This is a genomic window from Bradyrhizobium sp. BRP20 (assembly GCF_020194215.1).
Classification (GTDB): Bacteria; Pseudomonadota; Alphaproteobacteria; order Rhizobiales; family Xanthobacteraceae; genus Bradyrhizobium; species Bradyrhizobium yuanmingense.
Window position 1 is genome coordinate 347711 of the sequence record NZ_JADYVY010000004.1, and the last position, 23839, is coordinate 371549.

Below are 23839 nucleotides of genomic sequence, written 5' to 3' on the forward strand. Positions count from 1 at the left end.
GTAGGAATACCGAGGACAATGAAAAGGCCGGCTTTTGCCGGCCTTTTTGCTGCTTTGTTGCGATGCGGGATCAACCTTTGTTCATCTTTCCTTCAGCCGCAAAAGCGCTTGTGCTATGGCGCCTTAGACCGGTGGTCCCGCCAAGGGGGCAGGGCCGGAAGACCACGGAACTCTCATGCTTGATCTCGCAATCGTAGGCGGCGGCCCCGGCGGGCTGATGAGCGCCTGGTACCTGAAGCGCAAGCTCGGCGACCTCTGCCGCGTCACCATCTACGAGGCCTCCGACAGGCTTGGCGGAAAGATCGCCACCCGCAAGTTCGACTCGGCGCCCGCGATGTACGAGGCCGGCGTTGCCGAGATCTACGACTACTCGATGACGGGCCCGGACCCGCTGCGCGAGCTGATCCAGCATTTCGGCCTTCAGACCATTCCGATGGATGCCGAGCAGGTGCAGTTCGGCGGTGAGCTGCTCAACGACGTTCCCGGCATGCGCCGCAAATACGGCGCCAGGACTGCCGCCGCGATCGAAGCCTTCCGCAAGCGCTGCGCCGAGGTGATGTCGCCGGTGGAATATTACGAGGGCGTCGGCGCGCACGACAACGAACATCCCTGGGCCTACAAGACCGCCGAGCAGGTGCTCGACGAGGAGGTCGAGGACGTCACCGCAAAGCGCTTCTTCAAGGTGATGGCGCGTTCCGACATCGCGACCGAGAGCCACAACACCAACGGGCTCAACGCGCTCAAGAACTATCTGATGGACGTCGACGGCTATATCGGCCTCTATTCCATCCAGAACGGCAACGAGCAGCTGATCGAATGCCTGCAGTCGGAGGTCAATGCCGACATCCAGCTCAATCACCGCGTGCTCACCGTCGGCAAGGCGCCGACCGGCCGGTATCAGCTCAAGATGATGAACGGCAAGGGGCCGGAGACCCGTGACTTCGATCTCGTGCTAGTCTGCCTGCCGCATTCCTGGCTCGCCACTCTCGGCTGGGAGGGCGAGCAGCTGCGCAGGTCGATGGTCAAGCACGTGGCCTATTTCGACCGGCCCGCGCACTATCTGCGCGTCTCGATCCTGTTCGACGAGCCGTTCTGGGGCGACAAGATTCCGGGCGCCTGGTTCATGTCGGAAGCCTTCGGCGGCTGCTGCGTCTACAACGAGGGCGCACGTCACGACGTCGGCAAGCATGGTGTTCTGAATTGGCTCATTCCCGGCTCCGATGCGCTGGCTTTTGCCAATCTGTCGGACCAGGAGCTGATCGAGGCCGCCCTGAAATCGCTGCCGGCTTCTCTCGGCGATGCGCGTCTGCACTTTATGGAAGGCAAGATCCACCGCTGGCTGTCCTCGGTGAACGCGCTGCCTGGTGGTTTGCCCGCGCGCGACGTCATGACCAATCACCGGCCCGAGCCGAAGGAGCACCCCGGCATCGTGGTGGTCGGCGACTATCTGTTCGATTCGACGCTGAACGGCCTACTGGATTCCTCGGACGCGGCGACCGACATCATCCTGACCGAGATGATGCGGCTGCGCCGCCAGCGCGCGCAGGACGACAAGCCGCTCTCGGACAAGATCGATCGCAAATATTTCGAGAATTATCGCGGTCTCGGCCCCTATCATCAGGCATGGCGGCACTTCACCGATCCCGACTACCTGACGAAGCTGATCGGCATCGTCTGGGGCGGGGCGGCGGGCGCCAAGCTGCTGGTCGCGGGCTCCGCCAGCGGCGAACTGGTCGGCGCCCTGCGCGATCGCGGCATCGATGCATGGGGAATCGAGAACAACCGCGCGATCCACGCCAGGACGCCGAAATCGCTGAAGAAGTACAACAAGCTCGGCACGATCACCGACATGCCGTTCAAGGACGGCACGTTCGACTTCGTGTTCGAGACCAGCCTCTGCCACGTTTCCCCCAAGCAAGTGGTCCGCGCGATCCGCGAGCTCAACCGCGTGGTCAAGACCGGCCTCGTGTTCGGCTCCATCACCTCGGACATGGCGCCGGCATTGATCGACCGCTACGACCTCCTGCGCGGAGTCAAGAAGCTCGGCACCTGGTGGGAATGGTCCGAACTGTTCTTCGGCAACGGCTTCGACCTGTCGATGCACCGCAAGGATTGCACCGATGCGCTGTGGGAGGCGACGCTCGCCGCCAACAAGGGGCCGGGGCAGTGGTACGCCGACGCGGACAGCTTGCGCTATTCCTTCTTCGACAAGGTCGAGGACGAGGACTAGCCTGGGGGACGCCAACCGAATTCGCCAATTGTTTTGCCGAATTCACCTTGATCGCATAGAATCGGTGCAATAGCGGTTGCCGCTATTTCCTGCGTTCTCTGCGGTCATGCCGGCCGTCAGCATCGGTTGGTTTCATGGCATCCAAGCCTTTCTTGCCTGGCGACAAGCCTCTATCTCCCGATCAACAGAAGCTCGCCGCGGAGGAGGCGGCCGGGCTCGATGGCAAGCTCGCCGACGCTGCCAAGCCGGATCTCGAGGACGACGAGGACGCCGAAGACGAGGGGGATGACGAGCTGGAGCTCGACGAGGACGATGAGGACGAGGACCTCGTCGTCTTTACCGCGCGCGAAGCCGCCGGGGCCCTTGCGACCATTGTCGGGTTCGTCAGGCCCTATCTCTCCAACTACAAGCGGATGCTGTCATTCGTGGCATTCGGCGTCGTGGTCGAGACGTTGTTCAACGTCATCATGCCGCTCAGCCTCAAGTTCCTGATCGACGATGCACTCGGCGAGGAGGATTTTCAGGCGCTCTACAAGATCCTCGGCGTGCTCGCCGTCGCCGGCATTTTCACCTCGATCGTTGCAGTCTGGTACGAACGCTGGGACGCCCGACTTGCCGCTTGCATCATCTCCGATGTCCGCAAACGCCTGTTCGAGCACGTCCAGGACCTGCCCGCCGCCTATTTCGGCCGCACCAGGCGCGGCGAGATCCTATCGCGCTTCTCAGTCGATCTCTCGGCCTTCGAAGGCTCGGTCAAGACGTTCGCCAACAGTGCCGCGCTGCCGTTCCTGGAGCTGATCGCCGGCATCATCCTGATGCTGTTCCTCAACTGGCAGCTCGCCGTCGTCGCGCTGCTGGTGTTCCCGATCACGCTGATCGGCCCGCGGATCCTGACGCCGAAGGCGGTGCAGGCCAATTACGAACAGAAGCTCAATGAATCGGCGTTGCTGGGCCAAGTCCAGGAGAACGTGGCCGCCCAGGCGGTCATCAAGGCGTTCAGCCTGCAACGCAAGATGTTCGGCTTCTTCCGGTTGCGCAACGACGAGACCCGCAACAAGATGGCCTCGGCCACATTCCTCTCGACCATGGTGGAGCGGACAGTCACCATCTCGGTGCTCCTCCTGCACCTTGTGGTGCTCGCGATCGGCGCGTATCTGGCGACCAAGGGCCATATCACCATCGGCACCTTCGTCACCTTCGAGAGCGCGTTCTGGGAGGTCTCCTACAACATCGCCCATGTGATGCATTTCATCCCGGTGTCGATCTCCTCGGCCGCCGCGATCCGCCACATTCAGGAATTGCTCGACGAGCCGACCCGCAGCGCCGATCGCCCGGGCGCACCCGATCTGCCGCGCATCACCCACGACATTACATTCGATCACGTCACCTTCCAGTACGAGGGCAGTCAGACGCCGGTGCTGGACAATCTCAGCCTCAAGCTCGATGCCGGCAAGCGCATCGCGATCGTCGGTCCGAGCGGCTCCGGCAAGAGCACGCTGCTCAATTTGATCCTGCGGCTCTACGTGCCCGACGAAGGCCGCGTCACCATCGACGGCGTCGACGTCCGCAAGGTGACGCTGGACTCGCTGCGCCGGAGCATGGCGGTGGTGTTCCAGGAGAACATGCTGTTCAACATGTCGATCCGCGAGAACATCCGGCTCGGCAAGGAGGGCGCAACCGACGAGGAGGTGGAGGAGGCGGCCAAGAAGGCCGAGATCCACCGCTACATCATGAGCCTGCCGCAGCGCTACGACACGCCGGTCGGCGAGCGCGGTGACTCACTGTCGGGCGGCCAGCGCCAGCGCATCGCGATCGCGCGCGCGATCATTCGCAACCCCTCCGTGCTGCTGCTAGACGAAGCCACTTCGGCGCTGGACCAGACCACTGAGGCCGCGATCAACCGCACGCTGCTCAAGGTCGCCAAGGGCCGCACCATGATCTGGTCGACCCACCGCCTGACCTCGGTGGTCGAGATGGACGAGATCATCGTGATTTCAGGGGGCAGGGCGATCGAGCGCGGTTCCCATGCCGAGTTGCTCGCCAAGAATGGCACCTATCGCAAGCTGTGGAGCGACCAGATCCACCAGCCCCATGGCGCGGCAGCTCACGCCGACGCCGACCGCGATGATGACGACGAGGACCAAGCCCTCGATGACGATGAGGACGACGAGGAGGAGTAACCGCGGGCAGTCAGCTTCGAGCGGCCGCGTCTGGTCGTCTCGTCTCACAGGCAACACGCGGTTCAGCGCCGACTCGTCGATTCTCTGATGCAAGGCGTTCGGCCGCCGCGACGCCGCTTTTTTTCGCACGCATGGTTTGGGGCAAGCGCCATTCGCGGATCGACCAGTCCGGGCTGAAGCCCCGTCACACCGGGCATCGCGGCGGGCCGGGAAAAGCTGGTAGACCGGCCACCAGCCAGCAAACCGAGCGCAGGCAGGAGAAAAGCCCCTCAGCTTGGTAATAAAACTACATTAGACCCGGGTATAATTGTTTCAGATCTGGCAGGTCAGTCGCCTCGCTCCTATATCAGGCAGGCGCGGGGAGGCGGCGAAGAGGCGATTTTTTGCAGGCGCATGAAGCGCTTTGTGACTGTCGTTTCACCTTGACTTGACCGATTCCCACTTATAGAAAGCGCCTCACTTAACGACAGGCGGTGAGCATCGCCAGCGTCGGAACGGGCCACCCGTTGATCCCCAAAGACTAGATCTGCCAGGGGTCGCAAAGACGGGCACCAACCTCGACGAATGCCGCTCAAACGCTGTCGATCATAGCTAGGCAATGCCAGTGCGACTTTAGTTCTCTCGAGCACGTTCTCTTGAGATCGAATTCGGATGCATGACCTCAGTGCGCGGGCCGCGGCGTTACGCTGAACGGCTTCGAGACTGCGGTCCTCTGTGGCGTCGAAGCGCTTTCCGCTCGTTGATGGAGCGGTTGGCGCAATTTCGCTTTGCGCGGGTCTTTCGCGCCAGGCGGCCCGTTCGGGCGGGTAGCTCGAGCAGAATTTGCGGACCCGGTGACGGGCCGCGGCAAGACAGCGGACCCGAGAGGGGCCGCAGCAGAAAAAGGGTGAAGGCCAGAATGCCGACGATCAACCAGCTGATCGCTCAACCGCGGGAAGTGCAGAAGTCGCGCAAGAAGGTGCCGGCGCTGCAGCAGTCGCCGCAGAAGCGTGGTGTTTGCACGCGCGTCTACACCACGACCCCGAAGAAGCCGAACTCGGCGCTTCGTAAGGTTGCCAAGGTGCGCCTGACCAACGGCTTCGAGGTGATCGGCTACATCCCTGGCGAGGGCCATAACCTCCAGGAGCACTCGGTGGTCATGATCCGCGGCGGCCGCGTCAAGGACTTGCCGGGCGTGCGCTATCACATCCTCCGCGGCGTTCTGGACACCCAGGGCGTCAAGAACCGTAAGCAGCGTCGTTCGAAGTACGGCGCCAAGCGTCCGAAGTAAGCGGGAACCAAGCCTATGTCTCGTCGCCACTCTGCGGAAAAGCGCGAAGTTCTTCCGGATCCGAAATTCGGGAACATCATCGTCACGAAGTTCATGAACTCGGTGATGTACGCCGGCAAGAAGTCGGTTGCGGAAGGCATCGTCTATGGTGCGTTCGGCATCATCGAATCTAAGACCAAGCAGAACCCGCTCGGCGTGTTCGAGCAGGCGCTCGAGAACGTCATGCCGACCATCGAGGTCCGCTCCCGCCGCGTCGGCGGCGCGACCTACCAGGTTCCGGTCGAGGTCCGCTCGACCCGCCGGCAGGCGCTCGGCATTCGCTGGCTGATCGCGGCTGCGCGCGAGCGCAACGAGAAGACCATGACCGAGCGGCTCTCGGCGGAGCTTTTGGACGCATCGAACAACCGGGGGAACGCCGTCAAGAAGCGCGAAGACGTGCACCGGATGGCGGAAGCCAACCGCGCCTTCTCGCACTATCGCTGGTAACGGCGAAACAAACGGATTCGCAAGGAACACCCTATGCCCCGCCAACATGCCATCGAGGACTACCGTAACTTCGGTATCATGGCGCATATCGACGCCGGCAAGACCACGACGACCGAGCGCATCCTCTATTACACCGGCAAGAGCCACAAGATCGGCGAAGTGCACGAAGGTGCCGCGACGATGGACTGGATGGAGCAGGAGCAGGAGCGTGGCATCACGATCACCTCGGCTGCGACCACCGCGTTCTGGAACGGCAAGCGCCTGAACATCATCGACACTCCCGGTCACGTCGACTTCACCATCGAAGTCGAGCGTTCGCTCCGCGTGCTCGACGGTGCCGTCTGCGTGCTCGACTCCAACCAGGGCGTCGAGCCTCAGACCGAGACCGTCTGGCGCCAGGGCGACAAGTACAAGGTTCCGCGCATCGTCTTCGCCAACAAGATGGACAAGATCGGTGCCGACTTCTTCAAGTGTCTGGCGGACATCGTCGACCGTCTGGGCGCCAAGCCCGTCGCGATCCAGCTTCCGATCGGTGCCGAGAACAACTTCAAGGGTCTCGTCGACCTCGTGAAGATGAAGGGCGTCGTCTGGAACGATGAATCGCTCGGTGCCAAGTTCGATTATGTCGATATTCCGGAAGACCTTGCCGACCAGGCCAAGGAATACCGCGAGAAGATGGTGGAAGCCGCCGTCGAGCTCGACGACGATGCCATGGCCGCCTATCTCGATGGCAAGGAGCCGGACGAGGCGACCCTGAAGCGCCTGATCCGCAAGGCGGTGCTGACCGGCGCGTTTTATCCCGTGCTGTGCGGCTCGGCCTTCAAGAACAAGGGCGTGCAGCCGCTGCTCGACGCCGTGGTCGACTATCTGCCGTCGCCGCTCGACGTGCCCGCGATCAAGGGCACCGACGACAAGGGCAACGAGGTCGTGCGCAAGGCGGACGACAAGGAGCCGCTGGCGCTGCTCGCGTTCAAGATCATGGACGACCCGTTCGTCGGCACCATCACCTTCTGCCGCATCTATTCCGGCATCCTGCAGAGCGGCACCGGCGTCGTGAACTCGACCCGCGAGAAGAAGGAGCGGATCGGGCGCATGCTGTTGATGCATGCGAACAACCGCGAGGACATCAAGGAAGCCTATGCCGGCGACATCGTCGCGCTGGCCGGTCTGAAGGAAGCGCGCACCGGTGACACGCTGTGCGATCCCGACAAGCAGGTGATCCTGGAGAAGATGGAATTCCCCGAGCCGGTCATCGAGATCGCGATCGAGCCGAAGTCGAAGGCCGACCAGGAGAAGCTGGGCGTGGCGCTGGCCAAGCTCGCCGCGGAGGATCCGTCTTTCCGCGTGTCGACCGACCATGAGTCCGGCCAGACCATCCTCAAGGGCATGGGCGAGCTCCATCTCGACATCAAGGTCGACATCCTCAAGCGCACCTACAAGGTCGACGCCAATATCGGCGCGCCGCAGGTGGCGTTCCGTGAGCGCATCACCAAGCGGGTGGAGCACAGCTACACCCACAAGAAGCAGACAGGCGGTACCGGCCAGTTCGCGGCCGTGTCGTTCATCGTCGAGCCGAACGAAGCCGGCAAGGGCTTCGAGTTCGAATCGAAGATCGTCGGCGGCGCGGTGCCGAAGGAATACATCCCCGGCGTCGAGAAGGGCCTGGAGAGCGTGCTGTCGTCCGGCGTGGTCGCGGGCTTCCCCGTGGTCGACGTCAAGGTGCAGCTCGTCGACGGCAAGTATCACGACGTCGACTCGTCGGCGCTCGCCTTCGAAATCGCCTCGCGCGCCTGCTTCCGCGAAGCGCTGCAGATGGGCAAGTCGGTCCTGCTCGAGCCGATCATGAAGGTCGAGGTGGTGACCCCGGAAGACTACACCGGCTCGGTCATCGGCGACCTGAATTCCCGGCGCGGTCAGATCCAGGGTCAGGACATGCGCGGCAACGCCAACGTCATCAACGCGATGGTGCCGCTCATGAACATGTTCGGTTACGTGAATAACCTGCGCTCGATGAGCCAGGGTCGCGCGACCTTCACCATGCAGTTCGATCACTACGCAGAAGCGCCGGCCAACGTGTCGGCAGAAGTCCAGAAGAAGTTTGCCTGATTGTCGTCGGTTGAAAGCTGACGATTGAACGGAGAGTCAAATGGCCAAAGCAAAGTTTGAACGTACCAAGCCGCACTGCAACATCGGCACCATCGGTCACGTCGACCATGGCAAGACGTCGCTGACCGCGGCGATCACCAAGGTTCTCGCCGAAGCCGGCGGTGCGACGTTCACCGCGTACGACCAGATCGACAAGGCGCCGGAAGAGAAGGCCCGCGGCATCACCATCTCGACCGCTCACGTCGAGTACGAGACGCCGAACCGCCACTACGCCCACGTCGACTGCCCCGGCCACGCCGACTACGTCAAGAACATGATCACCGGCGCTGCCCAGATGGACGGCGCGATCCTGGTCGTGTCGGCCGCTGACGGCCCGATGCCGCAGACCCGCGAGCACATCCTGCTCGCCCGCCAGGTCGGCGTGCCCGCGCTCGTCGTGTTCCTCAACAAGTGCGACATGGTCGACGATCCGGAGCTGCTCGAACTCGTCGAGCTCGAAGTCCGCGAGCTGCTCTCCAAGTACGAATTCCCCGGCGACAAGATTCCGATCATCAAGGGTTCGGCGCTCGCCGCTCTCGAAGACTCCGACAAGAAGCTCGGCCACGACGCCATCCTCGAGCTGATGAAGAACGTCGACGAGTACATCCCGCAGCCGGAGCGTCCGATCGACCAGCCGTTCCTGATGCCGGTTGAAGACGTGTTCTCGATCTCGGGCCGCGGCACCGTCGTGACCGGCCGTGTCGAGCGCGGCGTCGTCAAGGTCGGCGAGGAAATCGAGATCGTCGGTCTCCGCGCCACCCAGAAGACCACCGTCACCGGCGTCGAAATGTTCCGCAAACTGCTCGATCAGGGCCAGGCCGGCGACAACATCGGCGCGCTGCTCCGCGGCACCAAGCGCGAGGACGTCGAGCGCGGCCAGGTTCTGGCCAAGCCCGGTTCGGTCAAGCCGCACACCAAGTTCAAGGCTGAGGCCTACATCCTCACCAAGGAAGAGGGCGGTCGCCACACCCCGTTCTTCACCAACTACCGTCCGCAGTTCTACTTCCGCACCACCGACGTGACCGGTGTCGTGCACCTGCCGGAAGGCACCGAGATGGTGATGCCGGGCGACAACATCGCGATGGAAGTGCACCTGATCGTGCCGATCGCGATGGAAGAGAAGCTCCGCTTTGCGATCCGCGAAGGCGGCCGCACCGTCGGCGCCGGCGTCGTCGCCTCGATCATCGAGTAACAACGCGAATAGGGAATGGCGAGTGGCGAATAGTTTCTATTCGCTATTCGCTACTTGCCACTCACTAAGAAAGATTCGGCAATGAACGGCCAAAACATTCGTATCCGTCTCAAGGCGTTCGACCATCGTATCCTCGATACGTCGACCCGTGAGATCGTGAACACGGCGAAGCGCACCGGCGCGCAGGTCCGCGGACCCATTCCGCTGCCCACCCGCATCGAGAAGTTCACCGTCAACCGTTCGCCCCACGTCGACAAGAAGAGCCGCGAACAGTTCGAGATGCGCACTCACAAGCGCCTGCTCGACATCGTCGATCCGACCCCGCAGACCGTCGATGCTTTGATGAAGCTCGACCTGGCCGCCGGTGTCGACGTCGAGATCAAGCTCTAAGATTTTGGATCCCGTTCGCCAAAAGCGGACAAAGAGAACAGGAAGCAAGCCGATGCGCTCCGGAGTGATCGCACAAAAGGTCGGGATGACGCGGGTCTTCACGGAGGCCGGCGAACATATCCCCGTGACCGTGCTGAAGCTCGGCAATTGCCAGGTCGTAGGCCACCGCACCGAAGAGAAGAACGGTTACGTCGCGCTCCAGCTCGGTTCGGGCAGCCGCAAGACCGTCTACATGCCGAAGGCCGAGCGCGGCCAGTTCGCGGTCGCCAAGGTCGAGCCGAAGCGCCGGGTCGAGGAATTCCGCGTCACCGCGGACGCCATGATCCCGGTCGGCGCCGAGATCCAGGCCGACCACTTCGTCGTCGGCCAGTTCGTCGACGTCACCGGCACCTCGGTCGGTAAGGGCTTCGCCGGCGGCATGAAGCGCTGGAACTTCGGCGGTCTGCGCGCCACGCACGGTGTGTCGATCTCGCACCGCTCGATCGGTTCGACCGGTGGCCGTCAGGACCCCGGCAAGACCTGGAAGAACAAGAAGATGCCCGGCCACATGGGTGTCGACCGCATCACCACGCTCAACCTTCGCGTCGTCCAGACCGATGTCGAGCGCGGCCTGATCCTCGTCGAAGGCGCCGTTCCCGGCTCCAAGGGCGGCTGGATCCGCGTGCGCGACGCCGTCAAGAAGCCGCTGCCGAAGGAAGCCCCGAAGCCCGGCAAGTTCAAGGTTGCTGGCGACGCGGAAGCCGCTCCGGCTGCGCAGGAGGCGTGAGATGGAATTGAAGGTCACCACCCTCGAAGGTAAGGAAGCCGGCTCCGTCCAGCTGTCCGACGCCATTTTCGGCCTCGAGCCGCGCGAGGACATCATCGCGCGCTGCGTGCAGTGGCAGCTCAACAAGCGCCAGGCCGGCACGCACAAGGCCAAGGGCCGCGCCGAGATCTGGCGCACCGGCAAGAAGATGTACAAGCAGAAGGGCACCGGCGGTGCTCGTCACGGCTCGGCCCGCGTGCCGCAGTTCCGCGGCGGCGGTCGTGCCTTCGGTCCGGTGGTGCGTTCGCACGCCACCGACCTGCCGAAGAAGGTCCGTGCGCTCGCTCTGAAGCATGCGCTCTCGGCCAAGGCCAAGGACGGCGATCTCGTCGTGATCGAGAAGGCCGCGCTGGAAGCCGCCAAGACCAAGGCGCTGCTCGGCCACTTTTCGGGCCTCGGCCTCACCAACGCGCTGATCATCGACGGTGCCGAGCTCAACAACGGCTTCGCCGCTGCGGCTCGCAACATCCCGAACATGGACGTGCTGCCGATCCAGGGCATCAACGTCTATGACATCCTGCGCCGTCAGAAGCTCGTTCTGACCAAGGCCGCCATCGATGCGCTGGAGGCGCGCTTCAAATGAGCAAGAACATCGAGCCTCGCCACTACGACGTGATCCTGTCGCCGGTCGTGACCGAAAAGGCGACGATCGCCTCGGAGCACAACAAGGTGCTGTTCAAGGTGGCCACCAAGGCGACCAAGCCGCAGATCAAGGAAGCGATCGAGAAGCTGTTCGACGTCAAGGTCAAGAGCGTCAACACGCTGGTCCGCAAGGGCAAGGTCAAGGCCTTCCGCGGCACCATCGGCTCGCAGTCGAACAGCAAACGCGCGATCGTGACCCTCGAAGAGGGTCACCGGATCGACGTCACCACCGGTCTGTAAGGTCGTACGACGATGGCACTGAAGACATTCAATCCCACGACGCCGGGCCAGCGCCAGCTGGTCATGGTCGATCGTTCGGCCCTCTACAAGGGCAAGCCGGTCAAGGCGCTCACCGAAGGCAAGAAGTCCTCGGGCGGCCGCAACAACACCGGCCGCATCACCGTGCGCTTTCGCGGCGGTGGTCACAAGCAGACGCTGCGTACCGTCGACTTCAAGCGTGAGAAGATCGACGTGCCCGCGACCGTCGAGCGTCTCGAGTATGATCCCAATCGCACCGGTTTCATCGCCCTGATCAAGTATCAGGACGGCGAGCAGGCCTACATCCTGGCGCCGCAGCGCCTGGCGGTGGGTGACACGATCATCGCCGGCAATTACGTCGACGTGAAGCCGGGCAACGTCATGCCGCTCGGCAACATGCCGGTCGGCACGATCATCCACAATATCGAGGTCAAGATCGGCAAGGGCGGCCAGCTGGCGCGTTCCGCCGGCACCTACGCCCAGCTCGTCGGCCGCGACCAGGACTACGTCATCATCCGCCTGAATTCGGGCGAGCAGCGCCTGGTGCACGGTCGTTGCCGCGGCACGATCGGCGCGGTGTCAAACCCGGATCACATGAACACCTCGATCGGCAAGGCCGGTCGCAAGCGTTGGATGGGCCGCAGGCCGCACAACCGCGGTGTCGCGATGAACCCGATCGACCATCCGCACGGCGGTGGTGAAGGTCGTACCTCGGGCGGCCGCCACCCGGTCACCCCGTGGGGCAAGCCGACCAAGGGCAAGAAGACCCGCACCAACAAGTCGACCAACAAATTCATTCTCCTAAGCCGCCACAAGCGGAAGAAGTAAGGAACGCCGGACATGGTTCGTTCAGTCTGGAAAGGCCCGTTCGTCGAGGGTTCTCTGCTCAAGAAGGCAGATGCCGCGCGCGCGTCCGGCCGTCACGACGTCATCAAGATCTGGAGCCGTCGCTCGACGATCCTGCCGCAATTCGTCGGCCTGACCTTCGGCGTCTACAACGGTCAGAAGCACGTGCCGGTGGCCGTGAACGAGGAAATGGTCGGTCACAAGTTCGGCGAGTTCTCGCCGACCCGGACCTTCCATGGCCACTCCGGCGACAAGAAAGCCAAGAAGGCTTGAGGATTAAACGATGAGCAAACCTAAGCGCGAACGGAGCCTCGCCGACAACGAGGCCAAGGCGGTCGCCCGGATGCTGCGGGTGAGCCCGCAGAAGCTCAACCTGGTCGCCCAGCTCATTCGCGGCCGGAAGGCGTCTGCCGCGCTCGCCGACCTGCAGTTTTCGCGCAAGCGGATCGCGGTCGACGTGAAGAAGTGCCTGGAATCGGCGATCGCCAACGCCGAGAACAACCACGACCTCGACGTCGACGATCTCGTCGTGGCGCAGGCCTTCGTCGGCAATGGCCTCGTGATGAAGCGCTTCGCCGCCCGCGGCCGCGGCCGCTCGGGCCGTGTCTACAAACCGTTTTCGCAGCTGACGATCATCGTTCGTCAGGTCGAAGCTGAAGCCGCCGCTTAAGGGCGCAGGAGAACACGATGGGTCAAAAGATCAATCCGATCGGTCTGCGTCTCGGCATCAACCGGACCTGGGATTCCCGCTGGTTCGCCGGCAAGCAGGAATACGGCAAGCTGCTGCACGAGGACGTCAAGATCCGCGAGATCCTGCACAAGGAGCTCAAGCAGGCGGCCGTCGCCCGCATCGTGATCGAGCGTCCGCACAAGAAGTGCCGCGTCACCATCCACTCGGCCCGTCCGGGCGTGGTGATCGGCAAGAAGGGCGCCGACATCGACAAGCTGCGCAAGAGGGTCGCGGACATCACCTCGTCCGACGTCGTCATCAACATCGTCGAGATCCGCAAGCCGGAGCTCGATGCGACGCTGGTGGCCGAATCGATCGCGCAGCAGCTCGAGCGCCGCGTGGCGTTCCGCCGTGCCATGAAGCGCGCCGTGCAGTCGGCAATGCGTCTCGGCGCGGAGGGCATCCGCATCAACTGCTCGGGACGTCTGGGCGGTGCGGAAATCGCGCGCATGGAGTGGTACCGCGAAGGCCGCGTGCCGCTGCACACGCTGCGTGCCGACATCGACTACGGCGTTGCGACCGCGTTCACGACCTTCGGCACCTGCGGCGTCAAGGTCTGGATCTTCAAGGGCGAGATCCTCGAGCACGATCCGATGGCCCAGGACAAGAGAATGGCCGAAGGCGAGACCGGCGGCAGTGGCGATCGCGGTGGCCGTCAGCGCCGCGAGACGGCCGCTGCCTAAGGCCAGACAGGAATTTGAGGGCTTAAAGCCATGATGCAACCTAAGAAAACGAAGTTCCGGAAGGCGCATAAGGGCCGCATCCACGGCGTTGCGTCTTCGGGCGCGACGTTGGCGTTCGGCCAGTTCGGCCTGAAGGCGACCGAGCCTGAGCGCGTCACCGCGCGCCAGATCGAAGCCGCCCGCCGCGCGCTGACCCGCCACATGAAGCGCGCCGGCCGCGTCTGGATCCGCGTGTTCCCCGACGTTCCGGTGTCGAAGAAGCCGGCCGAAGTCCGCATGGGCTCCGGCAAGGGTTCGCCGGAATTGTGGGTCGCGCGCGTCAAGCCGGGCCGGGTGCTGTTCGAGATCGACGGCGTCAATACCCAGACGGCGCGTGAGGCGCTGACCCTGGCGGCCGCCAAGCTGCCGATCAAGACGCGCTTCGTCGAGCGCATTGCGGAGTAATGGCCATGGCACAGATGAAGATCGAAGACATCCGCGCGATGAGCCCCGACCAGCAGGATGAGGCCATCCTGAACCTGAAGAAGGAGCGCTTCAACCTGCGCTTCCAGCGCGCCACCGGGCAGCTCGAGAACACCTCGCGCCTGCGCGAGGCCCGCCGCGACATCGCCCGGATCAAGACCATCGCCGCGCAGACGCGCGCGAAGAAGAAGTAAGAGGCTTACGAAGATGCCGAAACGTACTTTGCAGGGCGTGGTCGTCAGCGACAAGCAAGCCAAGACCATCGTGGTGCGCGTCGACCGCCGCTTCACGCACCCGATCTACAAGAAGACGATCCGCCGTTCGAAGAACTACCACGCGCACGACGAGAGCAACCAGTTCAAGCCGGGCGACATGGTGTGGATCGAGGAAACGAAGCCGATTTCGAAGTTGAAGCGCTGGGTCGTGATCCGGGGCGAACACAAGAAAAGCGCCTGATCTGTTGGCTTTAGCCGACTGACTTCAGGGAAATGTTGAGCGCCGGCTGGGCTGGCGCAAAGAGAAAGAGGACGAGGTGCATCAATGATTCAGATGCAGACCAACCTCGACGTGGCCGACAATTCTGGCGCACGCCGTGTCATGTGTATCAAGGTGCTCGGAGGCTCCAAGCGCCGCTACGCCACGATCGGCGACATCATCGTCGTGTCGATCAAGGAAGCCATTCCGCGTGGCAAGGTGAAGAAGGGCGACGTGATGAAGGCCGTCGTGGTGCGCGTCCGCAAGGACATCCGCCGCGCCGACGGCTCGGTCATCCGTTTCGACCGCAACGCCGCCGTGCTGATCAACAACCAGTCCGAGCCGGTCGGCACCCGTATCTTCGGGCCCGTGCCGCGCGAGCTGCGCGCCAAGAACCACATGAAGATCATCTCGCTTGCGCCGGAGGTGCTGTGATGGCTGCGAAGATCCGCAAGGGCGACAAGGTCGTCGTGCTGACCGGCCGCGACAAGGGCCGCACCGGCGAAGTGTTCGAGGTTCGCCCCGACGCCGGCACCGCGCTGGTGCGCGGCATCAACATGGTCAAGCGTCACCAGAAGCAGACGCAGGCCCAGGAGGGCGGCATCATCTCGAAAGAGGCGCCGATCCAACTGTCCAACATCGCGTATGTCGGCAAGGACGGAAAGCCGACCCGCGTCGGATTCAAGATTCTGGCGGACGGCAAGAAGGTCCGCATCGCCAAGAGCTCGGGAGCTGAGATCGATGGCTGAGGCCGCTTACACGCCGCGCCTGCGCGCGGAATATGACGCGAAGATCCGCACGGCTCTGACCGAGAAGTTCGGTTACGAGAACGTCATGCAGGTTCCGCGCCTGGACAAGGTTGTGCTGAACATGGGCGTTGGCGATTCCGTCAACGACCGCAAGAAGGCCGAGACCGCCGCTGCCGAATTGACCCAGATCGCTGGCCAGAAGGCGATCGTCACCTATTCGCGCATCGCGATCGCGACCTTCAAGCTGCGTGAGAACCAGCCGATCGGCTGCAAGGTTACGCTGCGCAAGGCCCGCATGTACGAGTTCATCGATCGCCTGGTGAACGTCGCGCTGCCGCGCGTGCGCGACTTCCGCGGCCTGAACCCGAAGAGCTTCGACGGCCGCGGCAACTACTCGCTCGGCATCAAGGAGCACATCATTTTCCCCGAGATCGACTTCGACAAGGTCACGGAAGCCCGCGGTATGGACATCACCGTCTGCACCACGGCCAAGACCGACGAAGAAGCGAGGGCCTTGTTGACCGCTTTCAATTTCCCGTTCCGGCAGTGAGACGCTGACTTAGAGCCTCTCAAACGCGGATACCCAGGAGCCAAGCATGGCAAAGAAGAGTTCAGTCGAGAAGAACAACCGGCGCAAGCGGATGGTGAAGAACGCCGCCGCCAAGCGCGAGCGGTTGAAGGCGATCATCGCCGACAAGACGCTGCCGATGGAGGAGCGGTTCGCCGCGACCCTGAAGCTGGCGGAAATGCCGCGCAACTCGTCGGCGACCCGCATCCGCCTGCGTTGCGAGCTGTCGGGCCGTCCGCGCTCGAACTATCGCAAGAACAAGCTGTCCCGTATCGCGCTGCGCGAACTTGGCTCCAAGGGCATGGTCCCGGGCCTCGTGAAGTCCAGCTGGTAAGGAGGGTCGTTTAGATGTCTACGCACGATCCAATCAGCGATCTGATCACCCGTATCCGCAACGCGCAGATGCGTTCGAAGACCAAGGTCTCCACGCCTGGCTCGAAGATGCGCGAGAACGTGCTCGAGGTTCTGAAGGCCGAGGGCTACATCCGCGGTTACGCCACGCTCGAGCACTCCTCGGGCCGCAGCGAGATCGAGATCGAGCTGAAGTATTTCGACGGCGAGCCCGTCATCCGCGAGATTGAGCGCGTTTCCAAGCCCGGGCGCAGAGTCTACGCCTCGGTGAAGAACCTGCCGCGGGTGAACAACGGTCTCGGCATTTCGGTGTTGTCGACGCCGAAGGGGATCATGGCCGACCACAGCGCGCGCGACGCGAATGTGGGCGGTGAAGTCCTCTTCACGGTGTTCTGAGAAGGATTTTTCATCCATGTCACGAGTTGGCAAAAGGCCTGTGGCGGTTCCGTCGGGTGTGACCGCGACCGTCGATGGGCAAACCGTCAAGATGAAGGGGCCGAAGGGCCAGCTTCAGTTCGTCGTCCACGACGACGTCGAGGTGAAGCTCGAGAACGGCCAGGTCAAGGTCAAGCCGCGGACCGAGACCAACCGCGCGCGGGCCCTCTACGGCACCGCTCGCGCCCAGGTCGCGAATCTGGTCGAAGGCGTCACCAAGGGTTTCGAGAAGAAGCTCGAGATCACCGGCGTCGGCTATCGCGCCGCGATGCAGGGCAAGAACCTGCAGCTCGCGCTCGGCTACAGCCATGACGTGATCTACCCGATCCCCGAGGGGATCACGATCACCGTGCCGAAGCCGACCGAGATCACGGTGGCGGGCAGCGACGTCCAGCGCGTCGGCCAGGTCGCCGCCGAGATCCGCTCCTATCGTCCGCCGGAGCCCTACAAGGGCAAGGGCGTGAAGTATGTGGGCGAATTCATCTTCCGCAAGGAAGGCAAGAAGAAGTAACGGAGCCGGTCATGTCGAAAGCCAAGGTTACGAATGCCCGGCGCAAGCGGAGTGTGCGGCTGAAGCTGCGCCGTTCCGCCGGCGGCCGTCCGCGCCTGTCGGTGTTCCGCTCGTCCAAGCACATCTACGCCCAGGTCATCGACGACCTGAAGGGCGAGACGCTGGCCTCTGCTTCGTCGCTCGAGAAGTCGATGCGCGACGGCGGCAAGACCGGCGCCGACATCGATGCGGCGAAGGCGGTCGGCAAGCTGCTGGCCGAGCGCGCTGCAGAGAAGGGTGTCAAGGAAGTCGTGTTCGATCGCGGCAGCTATCTCTATCACGGGCGCGTCAAGGCTCTTGCCGATGCAGCGCGTGAGAGTGGGCTGAGCTTCTAACAGAATTTGAGGATTGAGGCGTAAGTCTCTGAAGGATTAGAAAAATGGCAGAACGCGAACAACGTGGTGGACGCGATCAACGCGGCGGCGGACGTGAACGCAGGGAGCGCGAGGAGCGCGACAGCGAGTTCGTCGACAAGCTCGTCCACATCAACCGCGTGGCCAAGGTCGTCAAGGGCGGCAAGCGCTTCGGTTTCGCAGCGCTGGTCGTGATCGGCGACCAGAAGGGCCGCGCCGGCTTCGGTCACGGCAAGGCGCGCGAAGTGCCCGAGGCGATCCGCAAGGCGACCGAGTCCGCCAAGCGCAACCTGACGCGGGTGTCGCTGCGCGAGGGCCGCACGCTCCATCACGATATCGCCGGCCGTCATGGCGCGGGCCGTGTCTATCTGCGTGCAGCTCCGGCCGGTACCGGCATCATCGCCGGTGGCCCGATGCGCGCCGTGTTCGAGACGCTCGGCGTCCAGGACGTGGTGGCGAAGTCGATCGGCTCGTCGAACCCGTACAACATGGTGCGCGCGACCTTCGACGCGCTCAAGCACCAGGATTCGCCGCGTTCGGTCGCAGCCCGCCGCAACATCAAGGTGTCCACCCTCCAGTCCCGTCGTATCGGCGGTGATGCCGAGGCGGCCGCCGACTAACGGAAGCTTTTCGGAGTAGACTCCCATGGCCAAGGCCGCAAAGACGATCAAGGTCGAGCAGACCGGCAGCGCGATCCGCCGCCATCACTCGCAGCGTTCGACCCTGATCGGGCTCAAGCTCAACAAGATCGGCCGCACCAGCGAACTGCCGGATACCCCGGCGGTCCGCGGCATGATCGAGAAGGTTCACCATCTCGTCCGGATCATCGACGAGAAGTAAGCAAAGGCGCACGGTCCCGGAGAGCGGGAAGCGGTTTTCGGTGAAGATCGTGCGCAAGACACAAGGAGAAGGGCGATGAAGCTCAGCGATATCGCCGACAACGCCGGCTCGCGCAAGAAGCGTATGCGCGTCGGCCGCGGCATCGGTTCCGGCAAGGGCAAGCAGTCCGGCCGCGGCGGCAAGGGCCAGACCGCGCGTTCGGGCGTGCGCATCAAGGGTTTCGAAGGCGGCCAGATGCCGATGCATCGCCGTCTGCCCAAGCGCGGCTTCAACAACATCTTCCGCGTCGAGTTCGCCGAGATCAATCTCGACCGGCTCCAGGAAGCGGTCGACGCCAAGAAGATCGACGCCGGCAGCGTCGTCAACGTCGAGGCCCTGGTGAAAGGCGGCGTGCTGCGCCGCGCCAAGGGCGGCCTGCGGCTGCTCGGCCGAGGCGAGCTCAAGTCCAAGCTCAACATCGAAGTGCACGGCGCCAGCAAGACCGCGATCGCCGCGGTCGAGAAGGCCGGCGGTTCGGTGAAGATCCTCGCCCAGCCCAAGGAAGAAGGCGAGGCGGCGTAACAACTGCGTCATTGGCCCGCGGCGCGCGGGCCTTTACGCATGCGGGACGTGGACTTATCGAAGCCGAGCCCCAGATAATGTCCGGCGTCCGCTAATTCAGCCCGGCCGCGGGCATCAACGGCGCAATAGGCGGCGGGAGAAAGTCCAAGATGGTCTCTGCAGCGGAACAACTGGCAGCCAATCTCAATTTCGGCGCGTTTGCCAAGGCCGACGAACTGAAGAAGCGCATCTGGTTCACCCTGGGTGCGCTGCTCGTTTATCGGCTCGGGACCTACATTCCGCTGCCCGGCATCGACCCGAGCGCCTGGGAACAGGTGTTCCGCTCGCAGGCCGGCGGCATCCTCGGCATGTTCAACATGTTCGCCGGCGGCGGCATCAACCGCATGGCGATCTTCGCGCTGAACATCATGCCGTATATCTCGGCCTCCATCATCATCCAGCTGTTGACCACGGTGTCGCCGCAGCTCGAAGCGCTGAAAAAGGAAGGCGAAGCCGGCCGCAAGACGCTGAATCAGTATACCCGCTATCTCACGGTGATCCTGGCCGCGTTCCAGTCCTACGGCATCGCGGTAGGACTTCAGGGCGCCGGCAATGTCGTCAGCGAACCTGGACTGTTTTTCCTGCTCTCGACCTCTATCACGCTGACCGGCGGCACCATGTTCCTGATGTGGCTCGGCGAGCAGATCACCTCGCGCGGCATCGGCAACGGCATTTCGCTGATCATTCTGGCCGGCATCGTCGCCGAGTTGCCCGCGGCACTCGCCGGCATGCTCGAGCTCGGCCGTCAGGGCGCGATGTCGACCGGCCTGATCCTGGTCGTCATCATCATGGCCGTCGTCGTGATCGCCTTCATCGTCTTCATGGAGCGCGCCCAGCGCCGCCTCTTGATCCAGTATCCGAAGCGCCAGGTCGGCAACAAGATGTTCGAGGGCCAGTCCTCGCATCTGCCGCTCAAGCTCAACACCTCCGGCGTGATCCCGCCGATCTTCGCATCCTCGCTGCTCCTCTTGCCGACGACGGTTGCGAACTTCAACACGGGCAGCGGGCCGGAATGGTTCCAGTGGATCACCACACAGCTCGGCCATGGCCGTCCGCTGTTCCTGATCATGTATCTGGCGCTGATCGTGTTCTTCGCCTTCTTTTACACCGCGATCGTGTTCAACCCGACCGAGACCGCGGACAATCTGAAGAAGCACGGCGGTTTCATTCCCGGCATTCGCCCGGGCGAACGCACCGCGGAATACATCGACTATGTGCTGTCGCGCATCACCGTGCTGGGTGCGATTTATCTCGCCATCGTCTGCTTGATCCCGGAAATCCTGATCTCCTACGCTTCGGTGCCGTTCTATTTCGGCGGCACCTCGCTGCTGATCGTCGTCAGCGTCACCATGGACACGGTGGCGCAGGTCCAGGGCTATCTGCTGGCGCACCAGTATGAAGGTCTGATCCGCAAGTCCAAGCTGCGGGGCCGCCGTAGATGAGCAGGGAGCTCGCGCGCCGAATCGCTTTCACGATCGGCGCGCTGCTCCTTTTCAGGCTCGGCACGCAGATCCCGATTGCGGGACTGAATCTCTCCGACGTCTCGCCGGCGCTGGATCTCGTCTCCCGGCTTTCGATCTTTGCGCTCGGCCTCATTCCCTATCTGACTGCGGCAATCTTGATCCGGCTGCTGTCCATGGTGTGGCGCGGCCTGAGTTCGCTCGAACGATCCGGTGAGGGCGGACGGCGTAAGATCGCACGTGCCACGCTCGGGCTCACACTCGGAATTGCGGCCTTTCAGGCCTACGGCATCGCCTCGGCACTGACGTCGATCCCGGGCCTCGTCAAAAATCCCGACGGCTGGTTCGTGACGACGGCTACGGCCTCGATGGTCGGCGGCGTCGTCGTGCTGGTGTGGCTCAGCGAACAGATGACCCGCTACGGCATCGGCAATGGCTTGGCGCTGATCTTGAGTGCCGGCTTCATCGTCGCCGTTCCGCAAAACATTGCCGGTATCGCGGATCTCGTGCGGAGCGGGACGATCTCGGGCAATCTTGTGCTCGGCCATGTCGTGTTTTGGATCGCGATCGTCGTCGTGATCGTGCTTGTCGAAGGTGCGCGGCGAAATATCCGGGTCCAGTTCGCAGCACAAAGCGTCGGTACGCGGCAACTGCCTGTGCGCGATGCAGTACTGCCGATTAAGCTCAATAGCGCCGGGTTCGTGATTCCCGTCACCGTGGCGCCGTGGATATTCTATCTGCCGCTTGCCTTTGCGGGCTTCATCCTGGGAGGCGATCATCCCCTGGTTGCCGCAACCTACCGGCATCTCCAGCTGGGGCAGCCGGCGCACCTCATTCTCGTGTCGATCGCCGTGTTCGTGCTCGCCTTCGTCTACACTGCTTATGTGATTGATCCCGAATACACCGCCAAATCCCTGACCCGCCACGATGGCGCAATTCCCGGTGTCGCTCCCGGCGAGGCCACCGCGGACTATCTCGATCGCGTCGTGTCATTGACGACAGTCGTCGGAGCCGTCTACCTGACGGCGTTGCAGTTGATTCCGGAGGTGTTCGAGCTTTACGGGATCGGGCTGCCTTATAGTATGGTCGTCAATGGTGGTGCAGTGCTGGTTGTGGTTTGCACCGTTCTTGATATCAAAACGCAGGTGCGCGAGGTGTCGCTCACCAATCCGGGGGGCGTACGCCGATGAGAATTATACTTCTGGGACCGCCGGGGTCGGGCAAGGGGACCCAGGCCCAGCTCCTGGTGCAGCGCTATGGCATCGTCCAGCTCTCGACTGGCGAGATGCTGCGTGCCGCGGTTGCGGCCGGCACCCCGGTCGGGTTGAAGGCCAAGGAGATCATGGCGAGCGGCGGCCTCGTGCCCGATGACGTCGTGGTGGGAATCATTTCCGACCGCATCGAGCAGCCGGACGCCAAGAGCGGTTTCATCCTCGACGGTTTCCCCCGCACCGTGCCGCAGGCCGAGGCGCTGGACGAGCTGCTCAAGCGCAAGCACCTCAAGCTGGACGCCGTGATCGAGCTCCGGGTCAATGAGAGTGCGCTTCTGAGCCGCGTCGAGACCCGCGTCGCCCAAATGCGGGAGCGCGGCGAGGAGGTCCGGCTCGACGATACCCCGGAGGTCCTGACCAAGCGGCTGGCCAGCTATCGCAGCCAGACGGAACCGCTGATTCACTACTATTCCGAGCGGCGGAAGCTCTCGACCATCGACGGCATGATGACCATCGACGAGGTCACCCGCGCCATCCATCGCCAGCTGCTGGCTCTGGGGGCGGTCGAGCCCAAGACGCATGCCCGGAGCGCCGCCAAGGCGGCGCCGGCTAAAAAGGCCCAAGCGGGGAAGAAGGCGGCGGCAAGGCCGGCAAAAACGGCCAAAAAGGGCGTCAAATCGGCTAAAAAGGCCGCCAAATCGGCGGTGAAAGGCCCAAAGAAGGCGGCCAAGAAAGCCTCCAAGAAAGCCACCAAGAAAACCGTCAAGAAAGCAGCCAAGAAGTCGGTCAAAAAGGGTGCCAAAAAGGCCGCAAAAAAGGTCACGAAAAAGCGAGCCAAGCGCTAGCAGCGGTTGACGAAAGCCCCCGGAATCCCTTAATAAGCCCGGCATCCAAGTCGGATAGTTTCAGACGATGCCGGGCCCCAGGAAGACCGGGGGTGGGCGTCGTGTTCGCGTTTGTGAACACCTGCCCGAGAAAGCAAGCACTTAAAGCCCGATCCCTGACGAGGGATCGGCAACAGGAGAGAAGGCCGTGGCCCGTATTGCCGGCGTGAACATTCCCACCAACAAGCGCGTGCTGATCGCGCTCCAGTACATCCATGGCATCGGCCAGAAGATCGCTGGTGAGATCCTCGAGAAGGTGAAGATCCCCGTGGATCGTCGCGTCAATCAGCTCAGCGACGCCGAAGTGCTCCAGATCCGCGAAGTGATCGACCGCGACTATCTCGTCGAGGGCGACCTGCGTCGTGAGGTCGGCATCAACATCAAGCGTCTGATGGACCTCGGCTGCTATCGCGGCCTGCGTCATCGTCGCGGTCTGCCGGTGCGCGGTCAGCGGACCCACACCAATGCGCGCACGCGCAAGGGCCCGGCCAAGGCCATCGCCGGCAAGAAGAAGTAAACTGGCGAATTGGACGTGGCGAGTGGCGAGTAGGGGGCTTCCCTATTCGCCACTCGCTACTCGCTATTCGCTTCCATAGGTGTAGCCGCTGGCATTACGGCGGCGTTTGAGATCTTCAGGAAAGGGACTCAATGGGCAAGGAAGCCACCCGCGTTCGTCGTCGTGAGCGCAAGAACATCGCCTCCGGCGTCGCGCATGTGAACTCGTCGTTCAACAACACGACCATCACCATCACCGACGCGCAGGGCAATACGATCGCCTGGTCCTCGGCCGGCACGATGGGCTTCAAGGGCTCGCGCAAGTCGACCCCGTATGCCGCGCAGGTTGCCGCCGAGGACGTGTCCAAGAAGGCGCAGGAGCACGGCATGCGCACGCTAGAAGTCGAGGTCGCCGGTCCCGGTTCGGGCCGCGAATCGGCGCTCCGCGCGCTCCAGGCTGCCGGCTTCACCGTCACCTCGATCCGCGACGTGACCACGATCCCGCACAACGGCTGCCGTCCCCGCAAGCGTCGGCGCGTTTGATTTTGAC

Annotated in this window: 32 protein-coding genes; all 32 read left to right on the forward strand. The window is 63.2% G+C overall.

The annotated features are described in order from the left end of the window. The first annotated feature begins 175 nt into the window (after positions 1-175). The 32 genes from I6F33_RS13020 to rpsK all read left to right on the forward strand — a co-directional run bounded on the left by I6F33_RS13020 (position 176) and on the right by rpsK (position 23832). The gene (locus I6F33_RS13020; RefSeq protein ID WP_225142782.1) at positions 176-2230 is read left to right on the forward strand and encodes an FAD-dependent oxidoreductase; all 2055 of its coding nucleotides are present in this window, start codon (positions 176-178) and stop codon (positions 2228-2230) included. Between the two features lie 134 nt (positions 2231-2364). Then, positions 2365-4410: an ABC transporter ATP-binding protein gene (locus I6F33_RS13025; protein ID WP_225142784.1), complete on the forward strand. Its 2046-nt coding sequence runs from the start codon at positions 2365-2367 to the stop codon at positions 4408-4410. A gap of 898 nt (positions 4411-5308) precedes the next feature. Continuing rightward, positions 5309-5680 (forward strand): 30S ribosomal protein S12, encoded by a 372-nt coding sequence (gene rpsL / locus I6F33_RS13030; protein ID WP_007603006.1) that lies wholly within the window; start codon positions 5309-5311, stop codon positions 5678-5680. 15 nt (positions 5681-5695) lie between these two features. Further along, positions 5696-6166 carry a 30S ribosomal protein S7 gene (gene rpsG, locus I6F33_RS13035; RefSeq protein WP_018647239.1) on the forward strand — a complete coding sequence of 157 codons (471 nt, stop codon included), beginning with the start codon at positions 5696-5698 and terminating at the stop codon, positions 6164-6166. Positions 6167-6199: 33 nt separating this feature from the next. Then, positions 6200-8272, forward strand: a complete 2073-nt coding sequence (gene fusA / locus I6F33_RS13040) for an elongation factor G (RefSeq protein WP_036027596.1) — start codon at positions 6200-6202, stop codon at positions 8270-8272. A gap of 40 nt (positions 8273-8312) precedes the next feature. Further along, a complete protein-coding gene (gene tuf, locus I6F33_RS13045; RefSeq protein WP_025036994.1) occupies positions 8313-9503 on the forward strand; it encodes an elongation factor Tu in 1191 nt (396 codons plus the stop codon). An 81-nt stretch (positions 9504-9584) separates the two neighbouring features. Next, on the forward strand, positions 9585-9893 hold the full coding sequence (gene rpsJ, locus I6F33_RS13050; protein ID WP_002712302.1) for a 30S ribosomal protein S10: 309 nt from the start codon (positions 9585-9587) through the stop codon (positions 9891-9893). Between the two features lie 52 nt (positions 9894-9945). Continuing rightward, complete coding sequence (gene rplC, locus I6F33_RS13055; protein ID WP_025036993.1) at positions 9946-10659, forward strand: 50S ribosomal protein L3; 714 nt, start codon at positions 9946-9948, stop codon at positions 10657-10659. A gap of 1 nt (position 10660) precedes the next feature. After that, positions 10661-11281 carry a 50S ribosomal protein L4 gene (rplD, locus tag I6F33_RS13060; RefSeq protein ID WP_018647243.1) on the forward strand — a complete coding sequence of 207 codons (621 nt, stop codon included), beginning with the start codon at positions 10661-10663 and terminating at the stop codon, positions 11279-11281. Next, positions 11278-11580, forward strand: coding sequence for a 50S ribosomal protein L23 (locus I6F33_RS13065; protein WP_225142786.1), 303 nt, complete (start codon positions 11278-11280; stop codon positions 11578-11580). The genes rplD and I6F33_RS13065 overlap by 4 nt, the downstream gene beginning before the upstream one ends. A gap of 12 nt (positions 11581-11592) precedes the next feature. After that, entirely contained in the window at positions 11593-12426 is an 834-nt protein-coding gene (gene rplB / locus I6F33_RS13070) for a 50S ribosomal protein L2 (RefSeq protein WP_024342450.1), read from the forward strand. A gap of 12 nt (positions 12427-12438) precedes the next feature. After that, positions 12439-12717 carry a 30S ribosomal protein S19 gene (rpsS, locus tag I6F33_RS13075; protein WP_008136357.1) on the forward strand — a complete coding sequence of 93 codons (279 nt, stop codon included), beginning with the start codon at positions 12439-12441 and terminating at the stop codon, positions 12715-12717. 10 nt (positions 12718-12727) lie between these two features. After that, on the forward strand, positions 12728-13114 hold the full coding sequence (gene rplV, locus I6F33_RS13080) for a 50S ribosomal protein L22 (RefSeq protein WP_008549264.1): 387 nt from the start codon (positions 12728-12730) through the stop codon (positions 13112-13114). Positions 13115-13131: 17 nt separating this feature from the next. Then, positions 13132-13857 carry a 30S ribosomal protein S3 gene (gene rpsC / locus I6F33_RS13085; protein ID WP_036011029.1) on the forward strand — a complete coding sequence of 242 codons (726 nt, stop codon included), beginning with the start codon at positions 13132-13134 and terminating at the stop codon, positions 13855-13857. 30 nt (positions 13858-13887) lie between these two features. Next, the gene (rplP, locus tag I6F33_RS13090; protein WP_008136349.1) at positions 13888-14301 is read left to right on the forward strand and encodes a 50S ribosomal protein L16; all 414 of its coding nucleotides are present in this window, start codon (positions 13888-13890) and stop codon (positions 14299-14301) included. 5 nt (positions 14302-14306) lie between these two features. Continuing rightward, entirely contained in the window at positions 14307-14513 is a 207-nt protein-coding gene (rpmC, locus tag I6F33_RS13095) for a 50S ribosomal protein L29 (RefSeq protein ID WP_025036989.1), read from the forward strand. Positions 14514-14526: 13 nt separating this feature from the next. Beyond that, on the forward strand, positions 14527-14775 hold the full coding sequence (rpsQ, locus tag I6F33_RS13100) for a 30S ribosomal protein S17 (RefSeq protein ID WP_024342452.1): 249 nt from the start codon (positions 14527-14529) through the stop codon (positions 14773-14775). A gap of 84 nt (positions 14776-14859) precedes the next feature. Further along, complete coding sequence (rplN, locus tag I6F33_RS13105; RefSeq protein ID WP_007603030.1) at positions 14860-15228, forward strand: 50S ribosomal protein L14; 369 nt, start codon at positions 14860-14862, stop codon at positions 15226-15228. After that, positions 15228-15542: a 50S ribosomal protein L24 gene (rplX, locus tag I6F33_RS13110; protein WP_011088142.1), complete on the forward strand. Its 315-nt coding sequence runs from the start codon at positions 15228-15230 to the stop codon at positions 15540-15542. The genes rplN and rplX overlap by 1 nt, the downstream gene beginning before the upstream one ends. After that, positions 15535-16092: a 50S ribosomal protein L5 gene (gene rplE, locus I6F33_RS13115; RefSeq protein WP_025036988.1), complete on the forward strand. Its 558-nt coding sequence runs from the start codon at positions 15535-15537 to the stop codon at positions 16090-16092. Before rplX ends, rplE begins: the two co-directional genes overlap by 8 nt. Before the next feature lie 46 nt (positions 16093-16138). Beyond that, a complete protein-coding gene (rpsN, locus tag I6F33_RS13120; protein WP_028137018.1) occupies positions 16139-16444 on the forward strand; it encodes a 30S ribosomal protein S14 in 306 nt (101 codons plus the stop codon). A gap of 14 nt (positions 16445-16458) precedes the next feature. Then, positions 16459-16857: a 30S ribosomal protein S8 gene (gene rpsH / locus I6F33_RS13125; protein WP_024342456.1), complete on the forward strand. Its 399-nt coding sequence runs from the start codon at positions 16459-16461 to the stop codon at positions 16855-16857. A gap of 16 nt (positions 16858-16873) precedes the next feature. Beyond that, complete coding sequence (gene rplF, locus I6F33_RS13130) at positions 16874-17407, forward strand: 50S ribosomal protein L6 (RefSeq protein ID WP_036011036.1); 534 nt, start codon at positions 16874-16876, stop codon at positions 17405-17407. Positions 17408-17418: 11 nt separating this feature from the next. Continuing rightward, a complete protein-coding gene (gene rplR, locus I6F33_RS13135) occupies positions 17419-17781 on the forward strand; it encodes a 50S ribosomal protein L18 (RefSeq protein ID WP_024342458.1) in 363 nt (120 codons plus the stop codon). A 44-nt stretch (positions 17782-17825) separates the two neighbouring features. Beyond that, positions 17826-18419 (forward strand): 30S ribosomal protein S5, encoded by a 594-nt coding sequence (rpsE, locus tag I6F33_RS13140; protein ID WP_025036985.1) that lies wholly within the window; start codon positions 17826-17828, stop codon positions 18417-18419. A gap of 25 nt (positions 18420-18444) precedes the next feature. Then, positions 18445-18639: a 50S ribosomal protein L30 gene (rpmD, locus tag I6F33_RS13145; RefSeq protein WP_025036984.1), complete on the forward strand. Its 195-nt coding sequence runs from the start codon at positions 18445-18447 to the stop codon at positions 18637-18639. Positions 18640-18714: 75 nt separating this feature from the next. Further along, positions 18715-19200, forward strand: coding sequence for a 50S ribosomal protein L15 (rplO, locus tag I6F33_RS13150; protein ID WP_036011044.1), 486 nt, complete (start codon positions 18715-18717; stop codon positions 19198-19200). Between the two features lie 149 nt (positions 19201-19349). Further along, on the forward strand, positions 19350-20681 hold the full coding sequence (gene secY, locus I6F33_RS13155) for a preprotein translocase subunit SecY (RefSeq protein ID WP_036011045.1): 1332 nt from the start codon (positions 19350-19352) through the stop codon (positions 20679-20681). Further along, positions 20678-21889, forward strand: a complete 1212-nt coding sequence (locus tag I6F33_RS13160; RefSeq protein WP_225142788.1) for a preprotein translocase subunit SecY — start codon at positions 20678-20680, stop codon at positions 21887-21889. The genes secY and I6F33_RS13160 overlap by 4 nt, the downstream gene beginning before the upstream one ends. Next, on the forward strand, positions 21886-22755 hold the full coding sequence (locus I6F33_RS13165; protein WP_057029636.1) for an adenylate kinase: 870 nt from the start codon (positions 21886-21888) through the stop codon (positions 22753-22755). The genes I6F33_RS13160 and I6F33_RS13165 overlap by 4 nt, the downstream gene beginning before the upstream one ends. A gap of 187 nt (positions 22756-22942) precedes the next feature. Then, entirely contained in the window at positions 22943-23311 is a 369-nt protein-coding gene (gene rpsM / locus I6F33_RS13170; RefSeq protein WP_008549231.1) for a 30S ribosomal protein S13, read from the forward strand. A gap of 131 nt (positions 23312-23442) precedes the next feature. Beyond that, positions 23443-23832, forward strand: a complete 390-nt coding sequence (gene rpsK, locus I6F33_RS13175; RefSeq protein ID WP_007603045.1) for a 30S ribosomal protein S11 — start codon at positions 23443-23445, stop codon at positions 23830-23832. Positions 23833-23839 lie beyond the last annotated feature (7 nt).